The sequence below is a fragment of the Polaromonas vacuolata genome, assembly GCF_012584515.1.
GTDB lineage: Bacteria > Pseudomonadota > Gammaproteobacteria > Burkholderiales > Burkholderiaceae_C > Polaromonas > Polaromonas vacuolata.
Window position 1 is genome coordinate 3,183,967 of sequence record NZ_CP051461.1, and the last position, 24,365, is coordinate 3,208,331.

Here is a 24,365-nt window from a genome sequence, read left to right on the forward strand (position 1 = left end):
CCTTGTCGGTTGCGGTCAAACCGGTCCTCTGTTTCTACCCGTTTTACCCCCCGCAACAGCCACCGCAATTACAACTTTGCCGACGAGCAAAGCCAGTAGCGCCACACCAATCGCCATAACGCAACCATCCATCGCCGCATCAGCACCCCAATGACACAGACTACCGATCACACGACGCCTAGCAGCCTGCCCGGCCAACCCTTTATCGCCTATCAAGGCCATGCCCTATTTGTCGAGGAGGTCTCGCTACAAGCGCTGGCAACTCAATACGGCACGCCGCTGTTCGTCTATTCCAAGGCCGCTATGCTGTCTGCGTTGGCAGCATACCAGCGTGGCTTTGAAGGTCGGCAAGCGCAAATTTGCTATGCCATGAAGGCCAATTCCACGTTAGGTGTGCTGCAAGTATTTGCCAACGCCGGCTGCGGCTTTGACATCGTCTCTGGCGGCGAGCTTGAACGCGTGCTGGCCGCAGGTGGCGATGCGCGCAAGGTAATTTTTTCTGGCGTCGGAAAAACACCCGCCGAGATGCGTCAAGCGCTTAAAGCAGGCATAGGCTGCTTTAACGTCGAGAGCGAAGCTGAACTCGACGTGCTGTCTGAGCAAGCGCTGGGCTTGCATATGGTTGCACCTATCAGCATTCGCGTGAACCCAAACGTAGACCCTAAAACCCATCCCTACATTTCCACTGGCCTAAAAGACAATAAGTTTGGCGTAGCCCACGAGGACGCACTGCGCATTTACCGCCACGCGGCGTCGCTCAAAGGACTAAAGGTAGTCGGCATTGATTGCCATATCGGCTCACAAATTACTGACTCCAGGCCTTATCTAGACGCGATGGATCGCATGCTTGACTTGGTCGCTGCGATTGAGGCGGCCGGCATAGCGATTGAACACATTGATTTTGGTGGTGGTCTAGGCATTAACTACAACAATGATGAGCCGCCAGCAGCGGATGCATTGTGGGCGTTGCTGCTTGCCAAGCTAGACGAGCGCGGCTATGGCGAGAGAAAAATCATGATTGAGCCAGGCCGCTCACTCATCGGCAATGCTGGCGTTTGCGTGACCGAAGTGCTCTACACCAAGCCCGGCGAGGAGAAAAATTTCTGCATCATAGACGCAGCTATGAACGACTTGCCACGGCCTTCTCTATACCAAGCCTTTCACGCCATAGTGCCCCTGAACACCGCTGATAGGGGCCGCACCACCCAGACTTACGATGTGGTTGGCCCGATTTGCGAGAGTGGTGACTGGATTGGTCGCGAGCGTGCTTTAGCCGTGGCTCCCGGTGACTGCCTAGCAGTGTTATCGGCCGGGGCCTATTGCATGAGCATGGCCAGCAACTACAACACACGTGGCCGCGCCGCTGAAGTTTTGGTTGATGGCGGCAAGGTTAATTTAATTCGTCAGCGCGAATCGGTGAAGGACCAGATGCGCAACGAGTTGCAAGCATTAGGCGGCTAAGGCCGTCATTAGATTTTCTTGAAGCTGTAGCCGTACATTACGTAAACCGCATGGCGTTGCAATTGACGGCTACTGCAGTGAAGTTTTTAGATCAAACTGGCTGCACCCGCGGAAACACTCGACAGCCGTTTCTTCTTCACAAACTGCCATAAACGCCAGCCCAAAAGCAAAGCCACAATACCGGCATACACAAACACTTCGGCAAAATTGTTCTTGCCCGCACGCATCCAGAAAAAATGCAGCAAACCCAATCCAGAAATAACATAGACAAGCTTGTGCAAAAGCTGCCAACGCTTAGCGCCCATGGTTTTGATGGCCTTATTAAATGAAGTCAAGGCCAATGGCGTGAGCAACAAAAAAGATAAAAAACCAACCAAAATGAATGGCCGCTTGATGATGTCTTTGACGATCTCCGGCACGTCAAAACCCCTGTCCAACCAGGAATAACTAAGCAAGTGAATCACCACATAAAAGTAAGTGAACAAGCCCAACATTCGACGAAAGCGTGCCAGAGTTGGTGTCTTGCTGATCACACGCAAAGGCGTAACCAGCAGCACAATGCAGATAAAGCGCAGCGTCCAGTCACCCGTCGCGCGTATCAAGGTCTCCGCTGGATTGACGCCTAGCTGGTCGGTGAGCGCACCGAAGAACAACCAGAAAAAAGGCAGCAAGCAGAGCAAAAAAACCACCGGTTTTGATGCCCCATGCAGCAACAATTTATGCCGGGAAAGCATCAGAAATTTTTCTTTAAGTCCATGCCGGCATAAAGCTGCCCAACCTGGGCTTCATAGCCATTAAACATCAAAGTTTTGCGCTTTTTCGTGAACAAACCATCTTCGCCTATGCGACGTTCGGTGGCCTGACTCCAACGCGGATGGTCTACCAACGGATTCACGTTAGAAAAGAAACCGTACTCTTGCTTAGCCGCTTTATTCCAGGCCGTACCTGGTTGCTTGTCGGTAAAACGAATTTTGACAATTGATTTACCGCTTTTAAAGCCGTACTTCCAAGGCAGAACCATGCGCACAGGCGCGCCGTTTTGATTCGGTAAGACTTCGCCGTACATACCAAAAGTCAATAGCGCCAATGGGTGCAACGCTTCATCCATGCGCAAACCCTCGACATAAGGCCAGTCCAGCACACGCGAGCCGACAAAAGGCATGGTTTTAGGATCAGCCAGTGTGACGAACTCTACGTATTTGGCGCTGCTCAGCGGTTCTACTTTTTTTATCAACTCAGACAGTGAGTACCCCACCCATGGCAACACCATAGACCAACCCTCTACACAGCGCAGGCGGTAAATACGCTCTTCCTGTGGGCTGAGTTTGAGTAGCTCTTCAAGCGTGTAGCTGCGCGGTTGTTTAACCAAACCCTCGATCGCGACAGACCAAGGTTTAGTCACCAAGGTGTGTGCATTTTGAGCGGGGTCAGACTTATCGGTACCGAACTCGTAATAATTGTTGTAGCTAGTAGCGTCTTTGTAAGAGGAGATATTTTCCATCGTCACAGCGCCTGCGACCAGTGATTTAGCACCAGCTAGGGTTGCGAGCTTACCCGGTTTAGGGACGCTTTGCGCCATTGCCTCGCGGCCAGCCCAGCCAGCCATGGCGGCACCAGCAGCGCCAGTAGCCATTAACTTAATGATATCGCGCCGACCTTGATAGGCGGCTTGGGTCGTGATCTCGCTAGGTACGCTGTGATCAAATCCACTGGACTGGGTCTTAATTAGCATGCTGAATCCTTGTACTTGTTTTGCATTGTATGGCGCTAGATATTTATATATACGTCTCTAACACCTATAAAGATTCAAACCGGACTCATAGAGTTCCGTAACTATGCAAGCCAGAGAGAAACATATTTACACCTAAGAAGGCAAAAGAAGTAACCGCCAGACCCACCATGGCCCACCAAGCCGCCACAGTACCGCGCAGGCCTTTCATGAGACGCATGTGCAGCCAAGCGGCGTAGTTTAGCCAAACAATCAAGGCCCAAGTCTCTTTAGGATCCCAGCTCCAGTACCCACCCCAAGCCTCGGCTGCCCACAAAGCACCGAGAACGGTGGCGATTGTGAAAAAGGCAAAGCCAACAGCGATGGACTTGTACATCACATCATCCAACACTTCAAAACTCGGCAAGCGCGCAGCTATGTGTTTTCGCCCTAACAGCAGTGCGGCAGCAACCAAGCCGGAGACCAGCAAATAACCCAGCCAGTAATTACTGCCGCCAGCATCCACCGGGGTCTTAATGCGAAAAACGATAGGCACAAAGCACAAAACTACAGCCAGCAGCCACAAAGGCGTGAGTTTGTACCAGCGTGTCTCGCTAGCTTGCTGCTTGATCAAGTAAGCCATTGAAACCATAGCCGCCAAAGCAAACATGCCATAGCCAATAAAATTGGCCGGCACATGCAGCTTCATCCACCAGCTTTTCAGGGCTGGTACAAGTGGCTGAATCTCGTGCGCATCGCGTATCACGGTGTACCAAAGCAGAAAACCCACCGCAGCACTAACGACAAGCATCACAAAAGCACCCAGCGCGCGGGTTTTATATTGGTCTTCAAAATACAAATAGAAAGCTGCTGTCATCCAGCAAAACAAGACGAATACTTCATAAAGATTGCTGACTGGTATATGCCCAATATCCGGGCCAAGCAGATAACTTTCATACCACCGCACCAAGGTACCGATCAGCGCCATGGCCACGGCAACCCAAGTGATTTTGCTGCCTAGCGACTCAAAAGTGGCGCTGTGGTTCGCCCCTTCGCGGCTAGAAAACATACCCATCCAGTAAAAAATCGTCCCCATAAAGAACAGCACACTCATCCACAGAATGGCCGATTGACTGGAGAGGAAATACTTAAGCCAAAACACCTTCTCCGCATTGGCCAAATTACCCTCATAAGAGACTATGCCAAGCAGCGCAAATCCACCGGCGGCCAGCATCAACACGCGAAGCGGTCGCCAAAACCAGCCCATTGCAATCGCAGCCGGCACTGCGGCAACCAAAATACCTTGTTCATAAACGTCCATGAAGCCGTGGTAGCGCATAAAGGCAAACAGTCCGGCGCCCACAACCAGCGCAGCAAACACCCAATCGAGCAAACTGCGATTGGCAAAATAACCCGGATTGAGGTTTAGCCCAGCGTTACTACTGCTGGCCGACAGCGTACTGGTCTTAACCGCTGAAATATTGGTGGTCGTGGTTGTCATACGGGTGCCTGTAGCAATTTAGTTTTCAACATCTCGAACTCTTTATCTCCGTCCATGGTCTTGCGATTGGTCGACAAAGCCATTGTGGCCTGACTTTGCGCACCTGACTCTGACAGCCCATCCGAGCTGCCTGAGCCCGGCGCTAACCATACCCACACCCGGCGCTCGCGCACATAAAGCATGGCAAATATTCCGACAATCAGGAATGCACAGCCCAAATAAACAATCTTCTTGCCGGGTGCGCGTGCAACTTGAAACACGCTAGCCTGCACCTGCTTGAAGTCAGTCATCACAAAAGCCATTGGCGCGGGGTAGTGGTAAGCATCCGACAGGCTGAGCACCAGCTGTGACATAAAGGCCTGGGTCTTGTCATCGGGCGGCATGGGTGGTACGCCTGCCTGAGCACGGCCAGTTTGAACCATGTCAAATAGCACGCCGTTGAGGATTCGAATCAAGACTTCGCCAGCGCGGTTGCGCTCAGCCTCGGGCACATTGGATTGCATAAAGTCAGACACAGCTTGCAAACCTGCGACATTTTTGCCACCGTTGACCGCACCTGCTTGCAATGCTGGGCCAGCAAACAGAGCCATCGCTTTAGACGCTGAAGCTGTGAGCTGGGCGACGAGTTCCGGCCTGTCGTTACCCAAGGCTTGCAGCGCATAGCGCTTAACGGCGGCTTCGCGCTGTACCGGATCGGCCAGAGCGGCGCGAACATGTAAAAAGCTGTCCATGCTGCCTTCAGCGTCCACCGGTATACGCAGGTACTGGTAAGGCTGAGCCGGGGTTTCGCGCATCCCTAAGAGATACATAGACGGGTTGTCGGGTGTGTCATCAAGCTTGACCGGCAACATGTAGTTGTTGTATTCACGTGCCTGACCAGAGGCGTCGCGCAGCTTATAACTCACGCTAGGGCCGACGTTGCGCAGCTCTTTTTGAGTCTTAGTCTTGTTAGCCGCACCTAAACGCGACTCTATCGCCTGATGCAGATCGACCTTGCGCACATCGACCGCACCACCGGCACTGTTGCCCACATTGGATGAGGCAAAGTTCTCCACATTAATCACACGCAGGCCGGTGTATTCGAGGGTGAGTTTTTCTGGCCCATTGCTCAGGTTGCTACTGCTGCCTATAGTGCCAGTGATCTCGAACGACTTGCTGGCCGCTGTAATCGGTACAGCCTTTAAGGTGACGCTAGAGCCCCCATCGTCAAAGCTGGATTGGTAAATCTCCACGCCCTTGTAATTGGCTGGGTGATTGACCTCAATGCGGGCTGGCGTGGTCTTACCGGTTTCCTTGTCATGAATCACGACTTCGCTGGCAAACAGCTTGGGCATGCCTGTGGAGTAGTACTCGACTATGAATTTCTTTAATTCTATGGAAAACGGCAGCTCTTGAAGCATGACGCCGCCGGGCTGATTGATGATGGCAGTGCCTGATTGGGAGCCTTCGGACACCAGCAAATTAGCCCTAAAGGTAGGATTGTTCTCGCTTAAACGGTGCTGCGCCGGCACATCAGCAATCAAACCACCACCAGTGAACATGGTTTTGCCGCCCAACAGCATCTGCGCCTTAACCATCATGTCGCCGTCCAGCAGTCCGCCTATGCAAATAAGCACAATCGCGCTATGCGCAGCGATGTAACCTAGCTTGTTAGCCGAGCCTTTTTTGGCCGCCACCATCCAACCGTCGCTACCACCGGCAGTTTCAGTCTGCCCAGTTTGTCGTTGCTGAAGCTTGACCTTCCAACCACTTTGCACCAAGGTCTGTCCGATACGGCGCGCGGCGACTTCTGGTGTTTCTGCAAGCGTAGCTTCGGCGCGATGACCAAAGGCTTTAAGGCTTTGCTCGCGCAGGTTTTCTTTGAGATGGTTTAAATCTTGCAGTATTTTGGGCGCGTTACGTGAAATGCATAGGCTGGTACTGATGACCAGAAAAGTCAGTATCAGCAAAAACCACCACGCGCTATAGATGGTGTTGAGGCTAACCAAACCAAAAGCTTCAGCCCAAAACGGGCCGAACTGATTAACGTAATTACCCAGTGGTTCTTGTTGCTTAAGCACTGTGCCTATGACAGAGGCGATACAGATCACGGTCAGCAGCGAGATCGAAAAACGCATGGACGAGAGCAACTCGACCGCCGCTCGCAAAGTGCGTGAACCCCAGTTAAGCCGTATGCCTTTGGTAGAAACAGTCATGCGTTAGAAAACCTGTGTCAGAGTAAATGGTGCTGCTAAATAAACAAAAGCGGGCTTTCCGTCAGAAAGACCCGCTTCGGTTGTGACTGCGTTTCGCGGCTGGGGTTCAACGCCAGCGCTAGGCTGACGCTTTTTATTACAAAAAATTAACGCAAACCAGCAACGTAATCAGCCAGCGCACTGATTTCACGGTCATTTAGCTTGGCAGCAACCATATTCATTTGTACATTTTTACGCGAACCGTTGCGGTAAGCATTGAGCTGCGTAGACACGTACTCAGCATGCTGTCCGGCAAGACGCGGGTATTGCGAAGGTATACCAGCACCGTTTGGACTGTGGCAGCCCGCGCAAGCGGCGATTTGGCGATCAGACACACCGCCACGGTAAATCCGCTCACCGAGGCTAACGAGTTCCTTTTCTTTAGCAAAACCGGGTTTACTCTTTTGGCTGGCGACCCAATAAGCGATGTCTTTCATGTCGTCTTCGGAAAGACCAGCGGCGAATCCGGCCATGATGGCGTTTTTGCGCTCACCGGACTTGTAGGCTTTTAATTGATTGACCAAGTACTCGGGGTGTTGCTGGGCTAGCTTTGGGTAGGCCGGCGTAGCTGAATTACCGGCAGTGCCGTGGCAAGCCACGCAGACGGCGTTAAAGCTAGCTTCTCCCTTGACCAAGTCCGGCAAGCGTGGCTTGGCGGGCGCGGCGGCTTCTGTCGCAGCGGGCGCAGTATGTGCCTCGCCAGCAGCAAACAAGGACGTAGCGGGCAACAGCAAGGTCGCGGCAAGAAGGGGGATTAGGAACAGCTTCATATCAGAGAATGTTTTAATGGGGGTTGTCGCACAAAACTTATAAGTATCTGATTTTACAATGGCTTGTGGCTAGTTTTCCGCCGCGCTAACAGTCCATCGCCAATCAACACCGCTTTGCTTGCTTCAACAAAACCTTTCTTACCTTAGCCGAAGCGCAGCAACCGGCTTTTTTAGGCCTGCAAAGCAGGCCGCAACAGTCCTCAGGGACCGACCATCATGACCTCACCATCGACCAGCAACAACCCGGCTAAGCCGACTACATCCAAGCGCAATCCAAAAGTCGCGCTAGGCTGGCTGCATACCGCCAAGTTCCTGACCACCGCACCAGAACTTAAATTTCTACCCCGCTTGGACGTGCCCGAGATTGCCTTTGTCGGCCGCTCTAACGCCGGAAAATCGACCTGTATCAACACGCTGACACAACAGCACCGACTGGCCTACGCCTCTAAAACACCAGGCCGCACCCAAAGTATTAATTTATTCACGCTGGGCAAACAAGGCGTGACCGACGCGGTGCTGACCGACTTACCCGGCTACGGCTACGCAGCAGTGCCCAAGGAAGCCAAATACCGCTGGCAAAAGGTGATGGGCAACTATCTGCAAACGCGTGACAACCTCAAAGCCATCGTGTTGATGTGCGACCCGCGCTTAGGTCTAACCGAACTTGACGAAATCTTGCTAGACGTAATTCGCCCTCGCGTTGTCGAAGGTCTGAAATTTTTGGTGCTGCTCACCAAGTCTGACAAACTCAATAAAACTGAGGCCGCTAAAGCCTTGTCCATCGTGCGTTTGCAGGCCGGTGGTGGTGACGTCAAATTATTTTCCTCGCTCAAACGTCAAGGCGTAGATGAAGTCGCTATACACCTTTGGGACTGGGCTCATCCGCAAGATAAAGCGGTCAAGAAACCTAAAACCGGCTTGATTGAGCTGGGCCAGAATGCGCATGAGGAAGACGAGCCAGAAAATCTGGATGAACAGGAAATTCAAGACGAGTTGCCCGCATTGGACGAGCAAAATGACGACCAAATGGACGATAGGGATCCGCTAGATCCGAACAGCCAGCTGCGCGGCTAAAACCGGGCATTCATGGGCAGTCAATAAAAAAGAAATGGGCAGCGTTATGGAAACCATGTTTTTAAACCTGCCTCACGGCATCACCCTCTCCTGCCGCAGCGCAGGTCAAGAGGGCAGACCAGTACTTTTGTTTTTGCACGGCTTTCCCGAGGCGGCTTTTGTCTGGGACGATCTGCTCGAATTTTTTGCAAAGTCCGAAAACGGTGGCTACCGCTGCATTGCACCGAATTTACGCGGCTTTGAAGACTCTAGCGCACCATCAGAGGTGGACCAATACCGGCCTAAGCACTTGGTGCAAGACGTCGCCGCCTTGATCGCCCAGCTGACTACTAGCCTTGGCGATCAACTCGAATGCCTGATTGCCCACGACTGGGGCGGCGCGGTGGCCTGGAACTTAGCGGCAACCAAGCCAGAGCTACTGAAAAAACTAGTCATCATCAACTCGCCTCATCCGGGCACTTTTTTGCGTGAACTACAGCACTCGCCGGCGCAGCAAGCGGCCAGTGCCTACATGAATTTCTTAATCCGACCCGACGCCGAAAGCTTGTTGGCAGAAGACGATTACCGCCGGTTATGGGCATTGTTTCGCCAGGCAGACCACCTGCCGGCTTGGCTAAACGAGGGGGTAAAAGACCAATACCGATCCGTCTGGGGCAAAGGTCTTCGCGGCCCGTGCAACTACTATCGGGCATCGCCACTGAGGCCACCGCGTCCGGGTCCACCGCACCACGACTTAGCGGCAGCGGCAGTCACGATTCCCCGGCACATGCTCGACGTTCATCTACCCACGCTGGTGCTTTGGGGCACTGACGATATTGCTCTGCCGCCCAGCTTGCTTGATGGTCTAGAGGAGTATGTCCCGCAAATGACGCTTAAACGCATAGATGGCGCCAGTCACTGGATAGTGCATGAGCAGCCAGCACTGGTCGCCTCTTGCATCAAGCGTTTTTTAAGCCATCTAGCTCAGTAAACTGAGGCCTCACCCTCGGGCCGAGTTTTAAACCGTTTGTGCACCCAAAAATATTGGGCTGGCATACTTTTGATATAGGCGCCAAGTCGTGCATTCATGAGCGCGGTGTCAGCCACCGGGTCTGAACTCGGAAAATCGTCCCAAGCCGGCATTACTTCAACCTCATAACCATCCGGTGTAATACGCGGCAGCAATGGCACAACCTTAGCGCGACCCAACTGCGCAAACCGGCTAAGTGATGGCACAGTCGCCGCGTTGATGCCAAAAAAAGGCACGAACACCGATTCATCTGGGCCGAAATCCATATCTGGCAGCAAATACAGCGGCTGACCTTCTCGCAGGGCAGCGACGATTGGTCGCACGCCGTCAATCCGGCCAAATAGGCGTAAATTGCCAAAACGCTGGCGACCACGCAAGATCCAACTATCGACCAACTTGTTCGACTGATCCGTATAAATCGTGGTGGATAAGCGCGGCACACGCAAAGTCACACCGGCCCACGCGGCATCTAGACCCACAAAATGAGGTAGAAAAATCACCGTCGGATCAGTTCCCGACAACTCGTCAACTGCGCCCGTCAAGCGTACTCGCCTCGCCACGGTGCTAGCCGGCGCATGCCACAACCAAGAACGATCTAACCAAGCCTGAGAAAAGCAAATGAAAATTTGCCGCGTGAGACGGGTGCGCTCAGTCAGGCTGAGCTCAGGAAAGCAAAGAGCCAAATTGACCTGAACCACTCGCCGCCGTGCGCTAACCAGCGCATAAAGCAACCAGCCAAGAGCGGTGCCTAAAGCGCGCACCCAGGAAAGCGGCAGTAGGGCCAGCAGCCGCATCAAAACTATGCTGGCGTGGGTAGGTAGATCGCTAAACAGCTGAAAAATTGACTTCAAACCGTTTCCTTGCGAGGTGTTTTATAGCGCGCGTAGCCCCACAAATATTGGTCAGGCTGACTCAGCACAATGGCTTCTATAGCCTGGTTAATGCGTGTGACCGCATCAAGCATATCGGATTTGTCAGCGCTTTCCGGCAACCCCACAGCAGGCCAAACTTTGAGCACAAATCCCTGCCCCTTTGGTCTGCGCTCGCAGCTCACAGGCAGCAGTACAGCACCGCTTTGCAAGGCCAGCCTGGCGGCCAGTGTCATGGTGTAGGCTGCTTGACCAAAGAATGGCGCCCAGACACCCATACCCAGAGGCGGAACCTGATCAGTCAACAAAGCCACTGCGCGGTTAGCTTTAAGCGTCTTGTGCATTAGCCGTATGCCGCTCAGACTGGCCGGCACCACGGTAAGCTGGGCTCGGTCACGAGCGATAGCTTCTAGCTTAGCCAGCCACGGCTTGCGCGCTGGCCGATAAATCGCGGTGATAGGCCCGTAAAGTTCAGCCAACGCCTGAGGTCCGAGTTCAAAACTACCGCAATGGGGACCAAAAAAAATCACGCCCTTACCACCTGCAAATGCCTGCTCAACGTGCTGCTGGCCTTGCACACAGACATCCGTTAAAGAGGACTGCGAGGCAGGCCTAAACCACAGCTTGGGCAACTCTGCAACAAAACGCCCCGCTTCGGCAATCGCAGGCCGAGCAAGCGCAAAGGGCAAACCGGCTTGCGCTACGTTGGCACGAAAACGAGTGCGGTAATTTAAGCTCACGCTCCAAACCAGCCAGCCCAGCAGACCACCTAGCGCATGCAAAAGCCTTAATGGCCAAAAAGATAAAAAACGAAAAAGGTAGTACATGCAGCAGGGTAATAAAAACAACTAATCGACAAAAAATACCAGAGTTATATACTTTGCAAGTCGCCGAGTTATTTGAACAACTTGCAGGGCGACATTAAACCAAACTGCTAAAGCGTTCGCCAAAGCACTTCTTGCTGGCAACGCGCCAACAAACTTTATGGAGTGTACAAAATGGCAAACGACTTTCTCTTCACATCCGAATCCGTCTCTGAAGGCCATCCCGACAAGGTAGCCGACCAAATATCCGACGCCATTCTTGACGCCATATTTAAACAAGACCCACTCTCCCGCGTTGCCGCAGAGACCCTGACAAACACCGGCCTGGTCGTGCTGGCTGGTGAGATTACCACCAACGCGCATGTGGACTACATCCAAGTCGCTCGTGACACCATTAAACGCATTGGCTACGACAACACCGACTACGGCATTGATTACAAGGGCTGCGCGGTCATGGTCTGCTATGACAAGCAAAGCAATGACATCGCCCAAGGCGTGGACAGAGCCAGCGACGACCACCTCAACATTGGCGCTGGCGACCAAGGTTTGATGTTTGGCTACGCTTGCGACGAGACGCCGGAACTCATGCCAGCACCGATTTTCTACGCCCACCGTTTGGTCGAACGCCAAGCGCAATTGCGTAAAGACGGCCGACTGCCATTTCTGCGTCCAGATGCCAAGAGCCAAGTCACCATGCGCTATGTGGATGGCAAGCCGCACAGCATAGACACCGTGGTGTTATCGACACAACACCATCCAGACCAGAGCGAGACAGCAACCAAGATGAAGGACTCCTTCATCGAAGCCATCATCGAAGAAATCATCAAGCCAGTACTGCCGAAAGAATGGTTGCAAAACACGCGCTACCTGATCAACCCAACCGGCCGCTTTGTGGTCGGCGGCCCGCAAGGAGACTGCGGCCTGACGGGTCGCAAGATTATTGTCGACACCTACGGCGGCGCCTGCCCGCACGGCGGCGGTGCGTTCAGCGGCAAAGACCCGAGCAAGGTCGACCGTTCGGCAGCTTATGCGGCGCGTTATGTGGCGAAAAATATTGTTGCAGCGGGTCTAGCGCGCCAGTGCCAAATTCAAGTGGCTTATGCCATCGGCGTAGCCAAGCCAATGAATGTGACGGTATACACCGAAGGCACTGGCCTAATTTCGGACGAAAAACTTTCTGCACTGGTGCAAGAGCACTTTGACCTGCGGCCTAAAGGCATCATCCAGATGCTGGATTTACTGCGTCCGATTTATGAAAAAACTGCTGCCTACGGCCACTTTGGCCGCGACGAGCCAGAGTTCACATGGGAACGCACGGACAAAGCCGCTACCCTTCGTGCTGCTGCCGGTTTCTAATCAGCGACATTAACTAGTTCATTTCGCCTGATGTGTCAGGCGAGTAGTGACTCAAAAAGTCACCCGATGCACTGTCGGGTGACTTTTTTTATTTACTATCGACTGAGTGAGCCGCTGCTAAATTAAAACTCATACAAGTAGTAAAACCCTAGACGTAAAACAAAAAAGGCTTCAAAACCGAAGTCTTGAAACCTTTTTTACTTTACCCGGCGTAAGCCAGGAGAGTTTTAGATAACCATATTTAAACGATTACCTGATTTGGTAGGGCTTAGTAGCCGCCACGTCCACCGCCGCCGCCGCCGCCGTAGCCGCCACCGCCGGAACGATCGCCACCACCGTAGCCGCCGCCGCCGGAGCGATCGCCACCACCGTAGCCGCCGCCGCCGCCGCCGCCGGAACGATCGCCGCCGCCGCCGTAGCCGCCGCCGCCACCGAAGCCGCCGGTACGTGGAGGACGTGCCTCCATCGGACGGGCTTCGTTCACAGTGATGCTACGACCACCAAGGGATTGACCGTTCATGCCAGCAATTGCGGCTTGAGCTTCAGCATCATTGCCCATTTCGACAAAGCCGAAACCTTTTGAACGACCGGTGTCACGTTCCATCATGACTTTAGCGCTGGTGATAGAACCAAATTCGCCAAAAGACTGTTGCAGATCTTCGTCACGAACGGTGTACGGCAGGTTGCCGACGTAAAGTTTATTGCCCATAGAGGACTCCTCAAAAATACATGAAATAAAAGCGATGGGGTCCCGAAAGCACAACTAACCCGAAAAGTACCGCCGTAGCGCGCGAAACTGACCGATCACCTAACAATTGCGAATGTTTAACCATCCGCATCTCAGGATTATGCGTCATTTAACACTCTAGCGTGCAATTGGCCCTACACAATTACGTAATGGCTATGAAAAAAGACGTTTTATCCATCAAAAATCAGACTTTAAGGTAGTCAAACGTCAGTTTTCCGGCACCAACTGACACGCCACTAACAAAAGTACCCCAAGCAATATCTAAGAAAGTCAGCCCAAGCGGCCAATTTTTAATAACTGCGAGATTGGTCAAATCATAGGTGGCGTATGCAAAAAAGCCGAACGCCGCACCAATACCAACGGCTTTGAGGACATTCGCATCGGCCTGCAGCAGCACACCAAAAATCATCAAACCTAAGGGAAAAAGAAAGTAAAAAGCTGCGGCCGCATATAAGTTAGGCTTATCCGATAGCAGCGGCCCCATTGCCTCTTGGTACCAAGTAACGGCTATCACTCGCAGCCAAACCATATCTATTAGCAGCATGACCAGAAAAATCGTGAAGTAAACACCTATGTATTTTGGTGATGTCATGTAACAAAGTCCTGTGAGTAAGTTGGCGGGTAACTGTAGTTACGCCTGATGCTGAGTCTATGCTCTCCCGCGGCGAAAGACCGTGATGGTGCTGTCAAAAACCGATTGGGTTTGCAGCAGTTATTTACACCTGCCCTTGAAACTTGGAATGAATGCATCCATAATTAGCACTCACTGGGTTAGAGTGCTAACAAGCATCTCACACATCCTAGATGACTGGCGCTAGCTTTTTTTAACTAGCGCCTTCTATTTTTTAAACCCATTGTTTAAACACAAGGAGCTCTCATGAAACTTCGTCCCTTGCACGACCGCGTAATCGTTAAACGTGTAGAAAATGAAACTAAAACTGCTTCCGGCATCGTCATTCCTGACAGCGCCGCTGAAAAGCCAGACCAGGGCGAAATCCTGGCTGTTGGCCCAGGCAAGAAAAATGACAAGGGCGAAATTTCTCCCGTAGGCGTTAAGGTCGGCGACCGCGTTCTGTTCGGCAAATACAGCGGCCAGACCGTCAAGATTGACGGCGACGAGCTGCTGGTCATGAAAGAAGAAGACCTGTTCGCAGTGGTCGAGAAGTAATTCTCCCCCGTTCAGCGTTTTATTTTTTTCTCATTCACAAACATTTTTAGGAGCCACACATGGCAGCAAAAGACGTAGTATTTGGCGGCGAAGCCCGCGCACGCATGGTCGAGGGTGTCAACATCCTGGCCAACGCAGTTAAAGTAACTTTGGGCCCTAAAGGCCGCAACGTAGTTCTGGAGCGCTCTTTCGGCGCCCCAACGGTGACCAAAGACGGCGTGTCCGTTGCCAAGGAAATCGAACTTAAAGACAAGCTGCAAAACATGGGCGCGCAGATGGTCAAGGAAGTCGCTTCCAAGACCTCTGACATCGCTGGTGACGGCACCACAACGGCTACCGTTTTGGCCCAAGCCATTGTCCACGAAGGCATGAAATATGTCGCCGCTGGCATGAACCCAATGGATTTGAAGCGCGGCATCGACAAAGCCGTCACCGCCTTGGTTGAAGAGCTGAAAAAAGCATCTAAAGCCACCACCACTTCGAAAGAAATCGCTCAGGTCGGTTCGATCTCGGCTAACTCTGACGAAACCATCGGCAAGATCATTGCTGACGCAATGGACAAAGTCGGCAAAGAAGGCGTCATTACCGTTGAAGACGGCAAGTCCTTAGAGTCCGAGCTTGACGTCGTTGAAGGCATGCAGTTTGACCGCGGCTACCTCTCACCATACTTCATCAACAACCCAGAAAAGCAGTCCGCGATTCTGGAAGATCCGTTTGTCTTGCTTTACGACAAAAAAATCAGCAACATCCGTGACCTGCTTCCTACACTGGAACAAGTTGCCAAGGCTGGCCGTCCATTGCTGATCATCGCTGAAGAAGTTGATGGCGAAGCTCTGGCGACTTTGGTGGTCAACACCTTGCGCGGTATTTTGAAAGTAGTCGCTGTTAAGGCGCCTGGTTTCGGCGATCGCCGCAAAGCCATGCTCGAAGACATCGCCTGCCTGACCGGCGGCAAAGTGATTGCTGAAGAAGTTGGCATGTCGCTTGAGAAAGTCACACTGGCTGACCTCGGTCAAGCCAAGCGTATCGAAGTCGGCAAAGAAAACACCATCATCATCGACGGTGCCGGTGCAGCTGCTGATATCGAAGCGCGTGTCAAGCAAGTGCGCGTTCAAATCGAAGAAGCGTCTAGCGACTACGACCGTGAAAAACTGCAAGAGCGCGTGGCCAAGTTGGCCGGCGGTGTTGCCGTGATCAAGGTTGGCGCAGCTACCGAAGTCGAAATGAAAGAAAAGAAAGCCCGCGTTGAAGACGCACTGCACGCTACCCGCGCTGCTGTGGAAGAAGGCATTGTGGCTGGCGGCGGCGTAGCATTGCTGCGTGCCAAGCAAACTGCTGGCGTGATCAAAGGCGACAACGCCGATCAAGACGCTGGTATCAAGTTGGTGCTGCGCGCCATTGAAGCGCCTTTGCGCGAAATCGTCTACAACGCAGGCGGCGAAGCTTCTGTTGTGGTCAATGCAGTGTTGGCCGGTACCGGCAACTACGGCTTTAATGCAGCCAACGACACCTACGGCGACATGATCGAAATGGGTATCTTGGATCCAACGAAAGTAACGCGTACTGCACTGCAGAACGCCGCTTCCGTCGCATCCCTGATGCTGACGACCGAAGCCATGATTGCTGAAGCGCCAAAAGACGACTCAGCCGGCGGCGGTATGCCAGGCGGCATGGGTGGAATGGGCGGCATGGGCGGCATGGACATGTAATCCAGCGCGGATAAGCCCGGCTAAACCGGGCTTGCCCAGCAAAAAGGGTCGTAGCGTGCGAACGCTGCGACCCTTTTTTTATGTTTTAACTTAAATATCGCTGCACAGCTTAAACATGGCGGTCGAGTTAATTTTGGCCAAGCTCAGACTCTTGTACCCACCAGTAAATCAGCACCAATAAGCCAATACCGCTCAAGCCAATAAGCTGCCACCAGCCGGTGCGGCCAATATCATGCAAACGGCGCGCACCTACCGCCAGATAAGGCAGCAGCAGGCCTAGTTGCACCAGAGCTAAGAGCTTTTCGTTCAGCATAGCAACAGCGGCAAAGACCAAGAATTGAAACAGCACAAACCACCAAAATTCAGAGCGCGCAGCTCGACCTTTAAATGTGCCGTATTTGCTCATGCACGAAGAAATGGCTTGGCTAAACGTCATGGCGTAGTTTCCTGAAAATTCAAATCAGTTAGTTTACTGGCCCACAGCAGATGCCGGACAGCGACTTTTAACGCTGTAACACGCTAGAGCAGCAAGGCGGTAACGGCTAATCGCGCCAGCTAATGCCTAGCCAGCTAATTAAGTGGCGCGCAGTCGCCGCAGCAAACCTGCGGTAGAGCCGTCCAAACCCTGGACATCGCCGCTTTGCAAGCGCGGCGCAATATCTTGTGCCAGCGACTTACCCAGCTCTACGCCCCACTGATCAAAGCTATTAATACCCCACACCGAGCCGCTAACAAACACCCGGTGTTCTTGCAGCGCCAGCAAAGCGCCCAAGCTACGCGGATTGAGCGCGTCGAGCAGCAAAAAACTACTCGGCCGATTACCCGGAAAATCTCTATGTCCGCCCACGTCGGTCTTTCCAACCATTAGTGACTGCGCTTGGGCCAGCACATTGGCGATGAGTTTTTCATGGTGTCCGGGCATGCCTTGAAGCGCATTTTTGACCGCTACAAATTCAACCGGCACCACGCTACTGCCTTGATGCAACATCTGAAAATAAGCGTGCTGACCGTTGGTGCCAGGTTCACCCCACAGCACAGGTGCTGTCGCAAAGGGTAGGGTCTGACCGTCCATGTCCACGCGCTTGCCATTACTCTCCATCTCAAGCTGCTGCAAATAAGCCGGTAGGCGGCGCAATGCGCTACTGTAAGGCGCGATGCTGCGGCTGCTAAAGCCGTGAAAATTACGGTACCAAATATCTAACAAACCCAGCCTAACCGGCAGATTTTGCGCCAGTGGTGCGCTCTGAAAGTGTTGATCCATAGCGTGTGCACCGGCCAACAATTCCCGAAAACCCGCCGCACCAATAGCCAGTGCAATTGGCAAACCTATGGCCGACCAAAGTGAATAGCGGCCGCCCACCCAATCCCAAAAACCAAAGCAGGTCTGGATCCCAAAGGTCTTGGCGGCGGCCAAATTGGTGGTCAGTCCAACGAAATGGCGCGCGACGTCTTGCCCACCACTAGCCTTAAACCAACGCAGAGCCGAATGCGCATTGAGCATGGTCTCCGGCGTAGTAAAGGTCTTAGATGCCACCAAAAATAAAGTGCTCTGCGGCTTTAACTCGGCCAATACGCTTAACAGTTCATGCTCGTCAACGTTAGAGACAAATTGAAAGCGCTTGCCCGCAATCGCAAAATCCTGCATCGCCAGCACCGCCATCTGCGGCCCTAAATCCGAGCCACCGATGCCGACATTGACGATGTCGGTGATGTCTTTGTAGGCCGCGTCATGCCGAATTTTCTCTGCAAAATCCAACATGCTGTCTAACGTGGCGTGCACTTTAAGTAACTCGGGCGCCATCGCCGGACTGACTACTTGATCGGCAGGACTGCGCAGTAAAAAATGCATCACCGCGCGCTGCTCGGTGCGGTTAATCGCTTCGCCCGCAAACATCGCATCGCGGTGCTGCTCTAGGCCAGTTTCACGGGCCAACTCTATGAGCAACGACTCAGTTTGCGCGTCAATACGGTTTTTTGATAAGTCTGCAAAAACATAGGGTGCGCTTTGGCTAAAGGTTTCGAAGCGTGTTGCATCCGCCGTAAAGGCTTGGCGCAGATCGAAGTCACGACCTTGTGTCTGGTACAAGTCATTTAATTTAGCCCAGGCAGCAGTTTTATCGCAGCGCACTCTACTCATGCAGCAGCCAGCATAATTTGTTCAAGCTTGAGTGTGTCAGCAACAAAGGCGCGTATGCCTTCAGCCAGTTTTTCGCTAGCCATCGCATCTTGATTGAGCGCCAAGCGTAAACCGGACGTATCAAAACTGACTGCCGCCAAGTCCAACGCAACGGCAGCTTTAGCATCCAAGGCCAGCGCCAGCGGAGCCGAGTTAGCCGCCAACTGGGCCAGTAATTCCGGGCTGATGGTCAACAAATCACAGCCAGCAAGCGCAGTGATCTGGCCGCAATTACGAAAGCTCGCACCCATGACTTCAGTCTTAATGCCAAAGTGTTTGTAATAGTTATAAATTTCACGCACCGACTTCACGCCCGGATCATTGACACCTGCGTTCGCCGCCTCATCCCAACTCGTACCGGCAGACTTTTTATACCAGTCATAAATACGGCCAACAAAGGGCGAGATCAGTTGTACCTTGGCATCGGCACAAGCCACGGCTTGGCAGAACGAAAACAGCAGCGTGAGATTGGTATGAATACCGCGCTGCTCAAGCAAGGCTGCAGCGGCAATACCTTCAGGGGTAGCTGCAACCTTGATCAAAACCCGCTCTGCACCAATGCCCTCGGCCTTGTAGAGCGCAATCAGGCGTTCGCCACGCGCTACGCTGGCTGCGGTATCAAAGCTCAAACGCGCATCGACCTCAGTGGACACGCGGCCGGGAATAGTTTGCAGGATTTCGCAGCCAAAGCGCACCAGCAAGTGGTCCATCAGCACGTCAAGTGATTGACCTTTGTGCTTGCCAAGTGTGTCAGCCAGCAGAGGTTGATATTCAGGCTTTTGGACGGCCTTGAGAATTAAGGACGGATTAGTCGTCGCGTCCTGCGGCTTGAACTGAGCCAGCTGTTTGAAGTCGCCGGTATCAGCAACCACAGTGGTGAATTTTTTGAGTGCGTCGAGTTGATTCATCGTTTTAAGGTGTAGGTTAACGCAAAGCGATAGTGGTGACAGAAACTATGGCTCACAAAAAGCCCTCATGAGTTACCATTATGCCGATAAACTATGAAACTTTATTACATGATGCAAACCTTCAGTCTGTGCATGCTTTTAACAGGAACACAGCAATGAGATTTGACCTGATACTTTTTGGCGGCACCGGCGACCTAGTCTGGCGCAAACTCATGCCAGCCCTTTTCCAAGCCTTTCGCCACGGCAGCTTGCCAACCGATGGTCGCATCGTCGGCGTGGCGCGCGACGACCTCGACGATGAGCAGTACCGGGCGCTGATCAAGTCTCGCTTTGATGAAGTTGACTTGGCCAAACGGCCTAGCGAAGAAGAGTTTTCTCGCTTTGCCGCGCGCTTGACGTATCTGCGCATGGATTTATCCAACGCCACCGATTACACCCATCTCGCCGCAAAACTGGCTGAGCACCAAGCCGACACGGTAGTGATGTACTTAGCCACTGCCCCCAGTTTATTCACGATTTTTTGCGAACATATAGGCGCGGCTGGTCTGAATGGTCCTCAAGTTCGCGTGGTACTAGAAAAACCGCTAGGCCACAACTTGGCATCGAACCGGGCGATTAACGAGAGTGTGCGCAAAGTATTTGACGAAAAGCAAATCTTCAGGATTGACCACTACTTGGGCAAACCTTCAGTACAAAACCTGTTTGCAATGCGCTTTGGCAATGCCTTATTTGAGCCTCTTTGGCGGCGTGAAAATATCGCAAATATACAAATCACAATCGCCGAAGAGTTGGGCATAGAAAAGCGTGGCGCTTTTTACGACAGCACCGGTGCGTTGCGCGACATGGTGCAAAACCATGCACTGCAACTGCTGTGCGCCATCGGCATGGAGCCGCCGATTAATGCCCATGCAGACGCGATACGCGACGAAAAACTCAAGGTCTTGCGCTCACTCAAGCCCTGGACGACTGAAAGCCTACGCCAGCATGTGGTGCGCGGCCAGTACTCTGCCGGCACCATCAACGGCGCCCAAGTTGCGGGATATGCCAGCGAGCCCGGCGTAGGCCAAGGCAGTCAAACTGAAACTTTTGTTGCGCTGCGCACCGAGATCGCCAACTGGCGTTGGGCCGGCGTGCCGTTCTACATTCGAACCGGCAAACGCATGGCACGTAGCAGTGCTTTTATTGAAGTGAACTTTAGGCCCACGCCGCACGCCATTTTCAAAACTCCGCTGGGTTCGGCGAATCGACTGGTGATTCATCTGCAACCCAAAGATGGGCTGGAACTGCATCTGCTTGCACAAGGACAGCAAAATCGTGGCCAGACCAACGCGGAAACCAGTGCCACGGTGCAAAGCCTCTCGCCGGTCCAGCTTGATCTGGATTTTGATAAACGCTTTGGCTCTCAACGGGTAGGCGCGTATGAACGCTTGCTGCTTGACGTGATTGACGGACGTCTGAATCTATTTGTACGCAGTGACGAGCAAGAAGCCGCTTGGCGCTGGGTTGAACCGATTATGGAGAGCTGGAAGCATGATGAAGGACCTAGGCTATATGCCGCCGGAACCTGGGGGCCAGGTGCCGCCAGTGCCATGATTGCCAGAGACGGTTTTTGTTGGCCTGAAGAATGTTAATTGTCATGCGTAATGCGTTGCTCACTTCTCCAATTGCAGTCGCTGACATTGGCCGCTACGCAACGAAATACCCATGCTAGAGCGAGTTAAAGCCTCACTGACTTCACTAGCTCCTGCCGAGCAACGGGTGGGCAAGCTGGTGCTGGCTGATCCACGCGCTTTTGCGACCTTGCCGATTACCGAACTAGCCTTACGCTCACATGTGAGCAAGCCGACTGTGGTGCGTTTTTGCCGCAGCATGGGCTATGACGGGCTGAGTGATTTCAAACTCAAACTTGCCGGTAGCGTCAGTGAGGGCGTGCCCTTTGTACACCGCAGCGTGGATGTGGACGATAAAACCAATGACGTGATGGTCAAAGTCATAGACAACACCGTGGCCGCATTTCTCAAGTATCGCAATGACGCCTCATCAGCAGCAATTGAAAAAGCCACCGACGCTTTGGCGGCTACTTATAACGCCGGCAAACGGATTGAATTTTTTGGCGTTGGAAATTCCGGCATAGTCGCGCAAGATGCGCAGCACAAATTTTTTCGCTTAGGCGTGACCAGCATTGCTTATAGTGACGGCCACATGCAGGTGATGAGTGCTTCGCTACTAGGCCCTGGGGACTGTGTGGTGGTGATTTCAAACTCAGGCCGCACACGTGACTTAATGGATTCTTGCGAGATCGCCAAAAAAAACGGTGCAACCACTATAGTCATCACCGCCACCGGCTCGCCGTTAGCGGCGGCTGGACAAATTCACCTTGCCGCCGACCATCCAGAAGGCTACGACCGCTATAGCCCAATGGTCTCGCGGCTGATGCACTTGATGATTATCGACATCGTGGCGACCTGTCTTGCGCTGAGAATTGGCGCTAAACTGCAGCCGCTGTTGCAAGAGATGAAGAATAATCTACGTAACAAGCGCTACACATAAACATCTAAATCGTGGCTTAGCCCAAGGGCATGGAGCGCTCCACAATCCCCGCAAACAGCGCTGCGCCTAGTGGCAGCACAGCGTCATTAAAGTCGTAGCGGCTGTTGTGCAAAAACTGCGTCCCTAAGCCGTGCGTAAAACCACCCTTCCCGTCCGCAATCTGCTCGCCCTGACCCAAGCGAAGATAGGCGCCGGGTTTGGCTTGGAGCATGAAAGAAAAGTCTTCCGAGCCCATGCTAGGTTCCAGATCACGCACCACGTTTTGCGAGCCCACCAAAGCTTGAGCCACTGCCAGCGCCATGCTATAGCCAGCCGGTGAATTGATAGTAGCGGGGTAGATTTTTTCGTAGGTCAGTACAGCTGTAGCGCCAAACGCATCGGCTATGCCGCTACACAAACTATGCAAACGACGCTCAACCAGGTCTTGCACCTCGGGTTTAAAAGTGCGCACCGTGCCTATCAAGGTGGCACTACCGGGCACAACACTCATAGCGCCCGGATCGCCCGCATGCATCGAACACAGACTTACCACGGCACTATCCATAGCCTTGACGTTACGGGAAACAATGCTTTGCACGGCCGTGATGATGTGGGCCGCCACCAGTACCGGGTCTACCGTTAAATAAGCATGCGCACCGTGACCACCTTTGCCGGTGATCTCAATCGTGATTCGATCAGCTGCCGCCATCATGGGGCCGGGGTTGATGCCTACCGTGCCCGGTTGCATGGCCGGCCAGTTGTGCATGGCGTAAATTGAATCCACTGGGAAACGCTCAAACAAACCATCTTTAATCATGGCGTGGGCGCCGCCCCGACCTTCTTCGGCGGGTTGAAAGACCAACACAGCGTCGCCGGCGAAATGACGCGTCTGGGCCAGATAGCGCGCGGCACCCACCAGCATGGTAGTGTGGCCGTCGTGGCCACAGCCGTGTAAGCCGGCTTTGGCTGATTTCCAGCCAAAGGCGTTGTGCTCTGTCATGGGTAAGGCGTCCATATCGGCGCGCAGGCCAATCATGGGTCTGGGTTTATTCGCATGGCTAGGCTGACCTTTGATAACCGCAACCATGCCAGTTTTACCAATACCGGTATGGACTTCATCCACGCCGCAAAGCTTTAGCGCTTGCGCGACCCGACCAGCCGTATAAACCTCTTCAAAGCCTAATTCTGGATTGGCATGCAGATCGCGCCTAAAGGCGGTGAGTTCTGGATGAAATTGAGAAATTTGTGCGAAAGCCCTGCCGCTAGCGCTCAAAACAGCAGGTTTGTAGTCGGCATCTAGCGCAAGGTTATTCATAAGTGTCCTGGAGATTTCTTGAAAACCGAGAAAATTAAAATACTTATTGACGACCACGCCAAGCTGAATAAATTCGGCGATTTAACGCATTAGCGAGTCATTGAAATAGGACCATACCAAGCCTGTGCTTTTTGATGTGTGTTGTCAGTATCCGTCATGATGGCAATTCCTAGCAGCGCGCCGGGGGCTTCACCAAAAGCACGCTGAAAGTCTACTTGTATATTGCGCTGGTAATCCCGCCATTGCCCCAGATTTTGGGAACCAGACTCCAGCACAATTTCACGGAATCGGTCTATGCGTGGATTGATGATGACGCTGTTGGGCGCGCAGCTGTTACACCAAACATAAGACAACGTGGCATAAGGCAGCGGCTCGCCAGTGATGGCCAAAGCCAGTTCTGACAGCATGGCATTTTTCATAGAAAAACTAGCTCGGTCACCTTCAAAAATCATCACCACTCTGACTGGCGAGTCATGCGCATCACGCCGGGTCAAGTCGGCGCCAGTAATTAAGCTGGGCAACTTCCAGGAAAAACCCAATTGACCAAGATCAGCAGACGCCACATGCAGCGATTGGCGCAGCATGCTGGCGGAAGAATTCGATTGAGCCATCACGGTATTGCGACCGTCCAGGCGCTGCGCGAAGTATTGAGTTGCCTCTTTACCGGGAAGTAAATGGTGGCTCCAGCTTTGCGGCGCTTGAGTGTTAGAACTGGCGAGCAAGTCTTGCTTGAGCAGTGGGAAGTCTGGGTATTGATTTTGGTTTTGGCTATCTATCGGACTGGGCGTTTCAGCCAGATCATTAACCACAGGGCTTGATTGCATCAAGGCGCAAGAAGCTAATTGCAGCAGGCCGGCGAGAACTAGAAAGATTCGTATCCGTTTTTTTAACATTGGCTTTTTTTCAGCGGCGGTATTGTGGTGTTTCAATGAATCATAAAAAAAGCCGCTTCGGTTTAATCCGAAGCGGCTTTTTGATTCATCAATAAAACTGGCGCTAGGCCAGC

General features: G+C 52.9%; 22 protein-coding genes. 8 read left to right on the forward strand and 14 right to left on the reverse strand.

The window, feature by feature from the left end; all coding sequences use genetic code 11:
- The first annotated feature begins 150 nt into the window (after positions 1–150).
- Positions 151–1,461: a diaminopimelate decarboxylase gene (gene lysA / locus HC248_RS14505; protein WP_168923097.1), complete on the forward strand. Its 1,311-nt coding sequence runs from the start codon at positions 151–153 to the stop codon at positions 1,459–1,461.
- A gap of 86 nt (positions 1,462–1,547) precedes the next feature.
- Here lysA and HC248_RS14510 read toward each other — a convergent pair whose 3' ends face one another.
- From HC248_RS14510 to HC248_RS14530, 5 genes are all read right to left on the reverse strand, one after another.
- Positions 1,548–2,195 carry a protein-methionine-sulfoxide reductase heme-binding subunit MsrQ gene (locus HC248_RS14510; protein WP_168923098.1) on the reverse strand — a complete coding sequence of 216 codons (648 nt, stop codon included), beginning with the start codon at positions 2,193–2,195 and terminating at the stop codon, positions 1,548–1,550.
- Positions 2,195–3,193 carry a protein-methionine-sulfoxide reductase catalytic subunit MsrP gene (gene msrP / locus HC248_RS14515; RefSeq protein WP_168923099.1) on the reverse strand — a complete coding sequence of 333 codons (999 nt, stop codon included), beginning with the start codon at positions 3,191–3,193 and terminating at the stop codon, positions 2,195–2,197. The genes HC248_RS14510 and msrP overlap by 1 nt, the downstream gene beginning before the upstream one ends.
- Positions 3,194–3,278: 85 nt before the next feature.
- Positions 3,279–4,670, reverse strand: coding sequence for a c-type cytochrome biogenesis protein CcsB (gene ccsB, locus HC248_RS14520; RefSeq protein WP_168923100.1), 1,392 nt, complete (start codon positions 4,668–4,670; stop codon positions 3,279–3,281).
- Positions 4,667–6,865 (reverse strand): cytochrome c biogenesis protein ResB, encoded by a 2,199-nt coding sequence (locus HC248_RS14525; protein WP_168923101.1) that lies wholly within the window; start codon positions 6,863–6,865, stop codon positions 4,667–4,669. Before HC248_RS14525 ends, ccsB begins: the two co-directional genes overlap by 4 nt.
- Positions 6,866–7,011: 146 nt before the next feature.
- A complete protein-coding gene (locus HC248_RS14530; RefSeq protein WP_168923102.1) occupies positions 7,012–7,674 on the reverse strand; it encodes a c-type cytochrome in 663 nt (220 codons plus the stop codon).
- Positions 7,675–7,890: 216 nt separating this feature from the next.
- On the opposite strand from HC248_RS14530, the gene yihA reads away from it, so the two are divergent.
- Together yihA and HC248_RS14540 are read left to right on the forward strand one after the other, a co-directional pair.
- Positions 7,891–8,748: a ribosome biogenesis GTP-binding protein YihA/YsxC gene (yihA, locus tag HC248_RS14535; protein WP_238342645.1), complete on the forward strand. Its 858-nt coding sequence runs from the start codon at positions 7,891–7,893 to the stop codon at positions 8,746–8,748.
- Positions 8,749–8,794: 46 nt separating this feature from the next.
- The gene (locus HC248_RS14540) at positions 8,795–9,718 is read left to right on the forward strand and encodes an alpha/beta fold hydrolase (RefSeq protein WP_168923103.1); all 924 of its coding nucleotides are present in this window, start codon (positions 8,795–8,797) and stop codon (positions 9,716–9,718) included.
- Here the strand turns inward: HC248_RS14540 and HC248_RS14545 are convergent.
- On the reverse strand, positions 9,712–10,608 hold the full coding sequence (locus HC248_RS14545; RefSeq protein WP_272953623.1) for a lysophospholipid acyltransferase family protein: 897 nt from the start codon (positions 10,606–10,608) through the stop codon (positions 9,712–9,714). The two genes, HC248_RS14540 and HC248_RS14545, sit on opposite strands and share 7 nt — an antisense overlap.
- On the reverse strand, positions 10,605–11,453 hold the full coding sequence (locus HC248_RS14550) for a lysophospholipid acyltransferase family protein (RefSeq protein WP_168923104.1): 849 nt from the start codon (positions 11,451–11,453) through the stop codon (positions 10,605–10,607). The genes HC248_RS14545 and HC248_RS14550 overlap by 4 nt, the downstream gene beginning before the upstream one ends.
- A 171-nt stretch (positions 11,454–11,624) precedes the next feature.
- Here HC248_RS14550 and metK point away from each other — a divergent pair, with 171 nt between their 5' ends.
- Positions 11,625–12,806 carry a methionine adenosyltransferase gene (gene metK / locus HC248_RS14555; protein ID WP_168923105.1) on the forward strand — a complete coding sequence of 394 codons (1,182 nt, stop codon included), beginning with the start codon at positions 11,625–11,627 and terminating at the stop codon, positions 12,804–12,806.
- 268 nt (positions 12,807–13,074) lie between these two features.
- On the opposite strand, the gene HC248_RS14560 is transcribed toward metK, so the two are convergent.
- Together HC248_RS14560 and HC248_RS14565 are read right to left on the reverse strand one after the other, a co-directional pair.
- The gene (locus HC248_RS14560; RefSeq protein ID WP_168923106.1) at positions 13,075–13,515 is read right to left on the reverse strand and encodes an RNA recognition motif domain-containing protein; all 441 of its coding nucleotides are present in this window, start codon (positions 13,513–13,515) and stop codon (positions 13,075–13,077) included.
- A gap of 223 nt (positions 13,516–13,738) precedes the next feature.
- On the reverse strand, positions 13,739–14,146 hold the full coding sequence (locus HC248_RS14565) for a DUF2177 family protein (protein WP_168923107.1): 408 nt from the start codon (positions 14,144–14,146) through the stop codon (positions 13,739–13,741).
- A 285-nt stretch (positions 14,147–14,431) separates the two neighbouring features.
- On the opposite strand from HC248_RS14565, the gene HC248_RS14570 reads away from it, so the two are divergent.
- Entirely contained in the window at positions 14,432–14,722 is a 291-nt protein-coding gene (locus tag HC248_RS14570) for a co-chaperone GroES (RefSeq protein WP_168923108.1), read from the forward strand.
- Between the two features lie 59 nt (positions 14,723–14,781).
- The gene (gene groL / locus HC248_RS14575) at positions 14,782–16,431 is read left to right on the forward strand and encodes a chaperonin GroEL (RefSeq protein ID WP_168923109.1); all 1,650 of its coding nucleotides are present in this window, start codon (positions 14,782–14,784) and stop codon (positions 16,429–16,431) included.
- 127 nt (positions 16,432–16,558) lie between these two features.
- On the opposite strand, the gene HC248_RS14580 is transcribed toward groL, so the two are convergent.
- From HC248_RS14580 to tal, 3 genes are all read right to left on the reverse strand, one after another.
- Complete coding sequence (locus HC248_RS14580; RefSeq protein ID WP_168923110.1) at positions 16,559–16,867, reverse strand: DUF805 domain-containing protein; 309 nt, start codon at positions 16,865–16,867, stop codon at positions 16,559–16,561.
- A gap of 138 nt (positions 16,868–17,005) precedes the next feature.
- Complete coding sequence (pgi, locus tag HC248_RS14585; RefSeq protein WP_168923111.1) at positions 17,006–18,568, reverse strand: glucose-6-phosphate isomerase; 1,563 nt, start codon at positions 18,566–18,568, stop codon at positions 17,006–17,008.
- Positions 18,565–19,515, reverse strand: coding sequence for a transaldolase (gene tal, locus HC248_RS14590; protein WP_168923112.1), 951 nt, complete (start codon positions 19,513–19,515; stop codon positions 18,565–18,567). Before tal ends, pgi begins: the two co-directional genes overlap by 4 nt.
- Before the next feature lie 155 nt (positions 19,516–19,670).
- Between tal and zwf the strand changes: the two genes are divergently transcribed.
- Entirely contained in the window at positions 19,671–21,146 is a 1,476-nt protein-coding gene (zwf, locus tag HC248_RS14595; protein WP_168923113.1) for a glucose-6-phosphate dehydrogenase, read from the forward strand.
- Positions 21,147–21,219: 73 nt separating this feature from the next.
- Positions 21,220–22,065 carry a MurR/RpiR family transcriptional regulator gene (locus HC248_RS14600; protein WP_168923114.1) on the forward strand — a complete coding sequence of 282 codons (846 nt, stop codon included), beginning with the start codon at positions 21,220–21,222 and terminating at the stop codon, positions 22,063–22,065.
- A 16-nt stretch (positions 22,066–22,081) separates the two neighbouring features.
- On the opposite strand, the gene HC248_RS14605 is transcribed toward HC248_RS14600, so the two are convergent.
- Positions 22,082–23,359, reverse strand: a complete 1,278-nt coding sequence (locus HC248_RS14605) for a M20 aminoacylase family protein (RefSeq protein ID WP_168923115.1) — start codon at positions 23,357–23,359, stop codon at positions 22,082–22,084.
- 89 nt (positions 23,360–23,448) lie between these two features.
- The gene (locus HC248_RS14610) at positions 23,449–24,252 is read right to left on the reverse strand and encodes a DUF3047 domain-containing protein (RefSeq protein ID WP_168923116.1); all 804 of its coding nucleotides are present in this window, start codon (positions 24,250–24,252) and stop codon (positions 23,449–23,451) included.
- Positions 24,253–24,365: the final 113 nt, after the last annotated feature.

Coding starts and splice junctions, on each gene's coding strand:
- HC248_RS14540 (WP_168923103.1), top strand. CDS start 8,795: ATGGAAACCATGTTTTTAAACCTGCCTCACGGCATCACCCTCTCCTGC.
- HC248_RS14525 (WP_168923101.1), bottom strand. CDS start 6,865: ATGACTGTTTCTACCAAAGGCATACGGCTTAACTGGGGTTCACGCACT.
- HC248_RS14600 (WP_168923114.1), top strand. CDS start 21,220: ATGCTAGAGCGAGTTAAAGCCTCACTGACTTCACTAGCTCCTGCCGAG.
- groL (WP_168923109.1), top strand. CDS start 14,782: ATGGCAGCAAAAGACGTAGTATTTGGCGGCGAAGCCCGCGCACGCATG.
- pgi (WP_168923111.1), bottom strand. CDS start 18,568: ATGAGTAGAGTGCGCTGCGATAAAACTGCTGCCTGGGCTAAATTAAAT.
- HC248_RS14610 (WP_168923116.1), bottom strand. CDS start 24,252: ATGTTAAAAAAACGGATACGAATCTTTCTAGTTCTCGCCGGCCTGCTG.
- yihA (WP_238342645.1), top strand. CDS start 7,891: ATGACCTCACCATCGACCAGCAACAACCCGGCTAAGCCGACTACATCC.
- HC248_RS14580 (WP_168923110.1), bottom strand. CDS start 16,867: ATGACGTTTAGCCAAGCCATTTCTTCGTGCATGAGCAAATACGGCACA.
- lysA (WP_168923097.1), top strand. CDS start 151: ATGACACAGACTACCGATCACACGACGCCTAGCAGCCTGCCCGGCCAA.
- HC248_RS14510 (WP_168923098.1), bottom strand. CDS start 2,195: ATGCTTTCCCGGCATAAATTGTTGCTGCATGGGGCATCAAAACCGGTG.
- HC248_RS14565 (WP_168923107.1), bottom strand. CDS start 14,146: ATGACATCACCAAAATACATAGGTGTTTACTTCACGATTTTTCTGGTC.
- msrP (WP_168923099.1), bottom strand. CDS start 3,193: ATGCTAATTAAGACCCAGTCCAGTGGATTTGATCACAGCGTACCTAGC.
- HC248_RS14605 (WP_168923115.1), bottom strand. CDS start 23,359: ATGAATAACCTTGCGCTAGATGCCGACTACAAACCTGCTGTTTTGAGC.
- metK (WP_168923105.1), top strand. CDS start 11,625: ATGGCAAACGACTTTCTCTTCACATCCGAATCCGTCTCTGAAGGCCAT.
- tal (WP_168923112.1), bottom strand. CDS start 19,515: ATGAATCAACTCGACGCACTCAAAAAATTCACCACTGTGGTTGCTGAT.
- HC248_RS14550 (WP_168923104.1), bottom strand. CDS start 11,453: ATGTACTACCTTTTTCGTTTTTTATCTTTTTGGCCATTAAGGCTTTTG.
- zwf (WP_168923113.1), top strand. CDS start 19,671: ATGAGATTTGACCTGATACTTTTTGGCGGCACCGGCGACCTAGTCTGG.
- HC248_RS14560 (WP_168923106.1), bottom strand. CDS start 13,515: ATGGGCAATAAACTTTACGTCGGCAACCTGCCGTACACCGTTCGTGAC.
- ccsB (WP_168923100.1), bottom strand. CDS start 4,670: ATGACAACCACGACCACCAATATTTCAGCGGTTAAGACCAGTACGCTG.
- HC248_RS14530 (WP_168923102.1), bottom strand. CDS start 7,674: ATGAAGCTGTTCCTAATCCCCCTTCTTGCCGCGACCTTGCTGTTGCCC.
- HC248_RS14570 (WP_168923108.1), top strand. CDS start 14,432: ATGAAACTTCGTCCCTTGCACGACCGCGTAATCGTTAAACGTGTAGAA.